This is a genomic window from Methylobacterium sp. E-025 (assembly GCF_022829705.1).
GTDB lineage: Bacteria > Pseudomonadota > Alphaproteobacteria > Rhizobiales > Beijerinckiaceae > Methylobacterium.
This window is the reverse complement of record NZ_JAKSYR010000174.1, coordinates 1-3,420: the sequence shown is the minus strand read 5'-3', so window position 1 is coordinate 3,420 and position 3,420 is coordinate 1. Positions and strand designations below refer to the sequence as shown.

General features: G+C 64.4%; 4 protein-coding genes and 1 pseudogene. 3 read left to right on the top strand and 2 right to left on the bottom strand.

Annotation, left to right across the window (positions count from 1 at the left end):
- Together MKK64_RS25285 and MKK64_RS25280 are read right to left on the bottom strand one after the other, a co-directional pair.
- Positions 1-180: pseudogene (locus MKK64_RS25285) on the bottom strand (hypothetical protein); the annotation flags it as partial.
- A complete protein-coding gene (locus tag MKK64_RS25280) occupies positions 177-455 on the bottom strand; it encodes a hypothetical protein (RefSeq protein WP_243938353.1) in 279 nt (92 codons plus the stop codon). The gene MKK64_RS25280 and the pseudogene MKK64_RS25285, both read right to left, overlap by 4 nt.
- A gap of 455 nt (positions 456-910) precedes the next feature.
- Here MKK64_RS25280 and MKK64_RS25275 point away from each other — a divergent pair, with 455 nt between their 5' ends.
- From MKK64_RS25275 to MKK64_RS25265, 3 genes are all read left to right on the top strand, one after another.
- Positions 911-1,171, top strand: coding sequence for a hypothetical protein (locus MKK64_RS25275; RefSeq protein WP_243938351.1), 261 nt, complete (start codon positions 911-913; stop codon positions 1,169-1,171).
- Between the two features lie 31 nt (positions 1,172-1,202).
- Positions 1,203-1,349, top strand: a complete 147-nt coding sequence (locus tag MKK64_RS25270; RefSeq protein WP_243938349.1) for a hypothetical protein — start codon at positions 1,203-1,205, stop codon at positions 1,347-1,349.
- 578 nt (positions 1,350-1,927) lie between these two features.
- On the top strand, positions 1,928-3,420 hold a 1,493-nt coding region (locus MKK64_RS25265; RefSeq protein ID WP_243938347.1), incomplete at its 3' end, for a porin.

Sequence of the window (3,420 nt, the reverse complement as noted above, 5' to 3'; positions counted from 1 at the left end):
AAGCTCACAAGCGACCTTGTAAGCCTCCTGGTTCAGCCACGTCTCATAGTTGGCGAGTAAGCTCGCGGTGATTGGAGTGGCGACCGCAGTCGGGTTGCCAATGAGCGTCACGCCGCCACCGATGAGCGGAAGCGAGACAAGACCGCGGAGGAACCCGCGGCGGTCTGACGGGCCGCTCATGCGCAGAGCCCCGCGCGCACCTGATTGTGCCACAGAAAGCCATCGGCATCGGCAAGGCCGTCCTCGGCAGGATCGTGCTCGCGGTCGTCGTCTTCGAGGTTGGCGTCGCCTGTGAGCATGTCGAGCAAGGCAAGGTCGGCCTCGATGCGGTCCGCCACGCTCCGGCGAAGCGTCTTGAGGCGCCTATGGTCAGCCTCGAAGAAGTGGCGATCCAAGCCTCGGCGGATCGCCTTGATGGCGTCGTGTGCGGCTTGGTCAGGATTGGCTGTCCGCATGGCGCGGAGGGCCAGGGTGACGGGGCCAGGCTGCCCTCCAGCCCCGCGGGGTAATAAGGCTGCCGGAGCGCCAGCTTGGGGTAATAAGGGCGTGCGTGTGCTATGGGCGTGGTTAGCCATGAACAGCATCCTTAGTGCAGTTGGTGGTCAGGGCCGTTGTGGAAATCTCACCTTCCCCGCGGCCCGCATTTTTGTTATACGGGTAGCATGCTTATCATGTCAACGGCTGTAGAACAGAAAGTCAAAGGCCGGCCGCCAGGAAGCGCATTCGCGCCACCGTTCCCGATGCGGTTCACGGCCGATCAGATGGCCGCGATCGACGCTTGGAGGCGGCAGCAGGAAGACCCGCCCTCACGCACTGAGGCCATCCGTTTCATCCTGTCCGATTGGCTCACCGCACAAGGCCTGCTTCCACATCGCGAGGATCCTGAGGGCGCGAACTAAAGGAGCAACCGATGGCCAGCATCCCTGACCGCGAAATCGAGGACTCGCCGCTTGCCGGCAGCGTCACCCGCGACGGCATCACGGTGCAGGTTCACATCTACCGGTTCGCCGACACTGCGGACGAATGGACCCTAGAGGTCGTCGACCACGAAGGGGGACACACCGCGTGGACTGGCACCTTTGCGAACGATGAGGACGCCTTCGAGGCCTTCGAGCATGCGGTCGCTAAGGATGGGATCCGCTCGTTCGTTGAGCAGCCGGTGGAGCACTGACCGAGCACGTGTTGGCGAAGGGCCGTTTGAAATGAGCGACACGCCGGATCCTGACCGCGCCGCACGGGTGATCGCCGAGAATGTCTACGCAGCGTTCTGCCAGCAGGCGACGATGCCGGCCCACCCGCTGGAGGAGCAGACGATCATCACCCGGCTGGTCGAGGCGATCCGCCCGTAGATCGGGATCAGCTCCACGGGGGCCATCGTCGAGGCTGCCAACGCCGCCCTGTCGGCTTGAGAACAGCGCGATCCGGATGTCCGTGGTCCTCGCGTCGTAGCGATCAATCAGACCGACGGCACGGTCACCCTTGGGTAGTTGTCAGACACGCCCTCACGGACTGGCTTGCTGGCCAGGGCTATGTCCGGCCCCACGAGCATCCTGAAAGCGCGAACTGATCAAACTTCGTGCGTTTCGCTAGGCAAGGGGTCTGAGCGCGATTAGCAAGCTGCTCGAGATCAATTGCGGACGATATACTTTTCGGTTCGAGTGCTTCGTGCGGCCTTTTTGGCCTGATTGCTCGCCAGCTAACCAAAGCGTTGCCTGGATGCAACATTCCCACAGCACCGCGGCGCCCTCGTGGATTTCACGTTGATCGTACGGATGTGCTGGCACACAGTGTTTTGGCACTGGGGGCATCGCAAAAGCGGGCCCGATGAGCCCGCACCAAAAAGCGGGCCGCAAAACAAGGTGTGACGCGATCGGCCCCGGCCCCGCGACCACACAATCCTCGGGTCTCGAAGCTTTTGGAGATATCTATGACGCTCTTGAAGAGCACCCTGCTCGCTTCGGCCGCCGGCTTCGCCGCCGTCGCCGGCGCCCAGGCTGCCGATTTGCCGGTCAAGAAGGCCGCCCCCATCGAATTCGTCCGCGTCTGCTCCGCCTACGGCGCCGGCTTCTTCTACATCCCCGGCACCGACACCTGCCTCCGCCTTTCGGGTCGCGCCCGCTTCGACGCCGCCTACCAGCCGTCGTACTCGCGCCAGAACGGTTCGAACAACGGTGATAGCACCGGCTACCGCACCCGTCTGCGCATCAACCTCGACGCTCGCACCCAGACCGCCTACGGCACCCTTCGCGCCTTCGTGCGCCTGGAAGCGGGCAGCGGCTCCGGCTATTCCGGTCTCGGCACCTCGGGCACGACTCAGCGCATCGGCAACGCCTACCCGGGCCTCGGCGTCGACAGCTTCGGCCGGCTGCAGCAGTACGTGAACGCCGACAAGGCCTTCATCCAGTTCGCGGGCTTCACCGCCGGTCGCGCCTCGTCGTTCTTCGACTTCTACGCTCACGACTTCGAGCTGGCCGGTGCCACCGCCGGCTCCGACGTGTCCTCGACCAACCTGCTGGCCTACACCGCGACGCTCGGCAACGGCTTCTCGGCTACGATCTCGGCTGAAGACCCGACCTTCCGCCGCACGCCGATCTTCTCGCCGACCACCAACGCTAATAACGTGACGCTCAACACGTCGGCGGCCGCGTTCGGGCAGACCAACTCCCCGATCCCGGTGTTCATCGGGTACACTGGGGCGAACCCGACCCGCTACAGCTTCGTTGATGGCATCGAGCGCAACCGGATGCCCGACTTCGTCGGCGCCCTGCGCTACGATGCGGCCTGGGGCTCCGCCCAGCTCACCGCCGCGGTGCACGAGCTGAACGTCGGCAACGTCGCAAACGGCGCCGGTACCGGTACGGGTACCAATGTCAGCATCCCCCACACCAGCAACGAGTACGGCTACGCGGTCCAGGGCGGCGTGAAGGTCAACCTGCCGTTCATCTCCCCCGGCGATACCCTCTACCTGCAGGGCGCCTACGGCGTCGGCGCGCAGATGTACACCGGCTACTCCTCGTACACCGGCTCGTACACCCAGAGCACGACCACGATCCAGGGTCAGAAGTTCGCGCAGTACTTCTCCGACGCGACGATCAACCCGTTCACCGGTCAGATGTCGCTTTCTGATAGCTTCACCGTGGTCGGCTCGTACCTGCACTACTGGTCGCCTGAGCTGCGTTCGGCCGCCTTCGGCTCCTACGGCGAGCAGAGCTTCTCGGCTGGCGCCCGCGCCGGTCAAGGTAATGCCTTCACGCTCACCGGTGGTACCGGCTTCGGTGCGAACTCGGTCGGCACGCCCGGCACCCGGTTCTACCAGCTCAGCCAGGCGCTTCGCGACACCTACCAGTTCGTCGCCGGCGCGAGCCTGATCTGGTCGCCGGTGAAGGACCTCGATATCGGTGTGGAAGGCCTCTACACCCA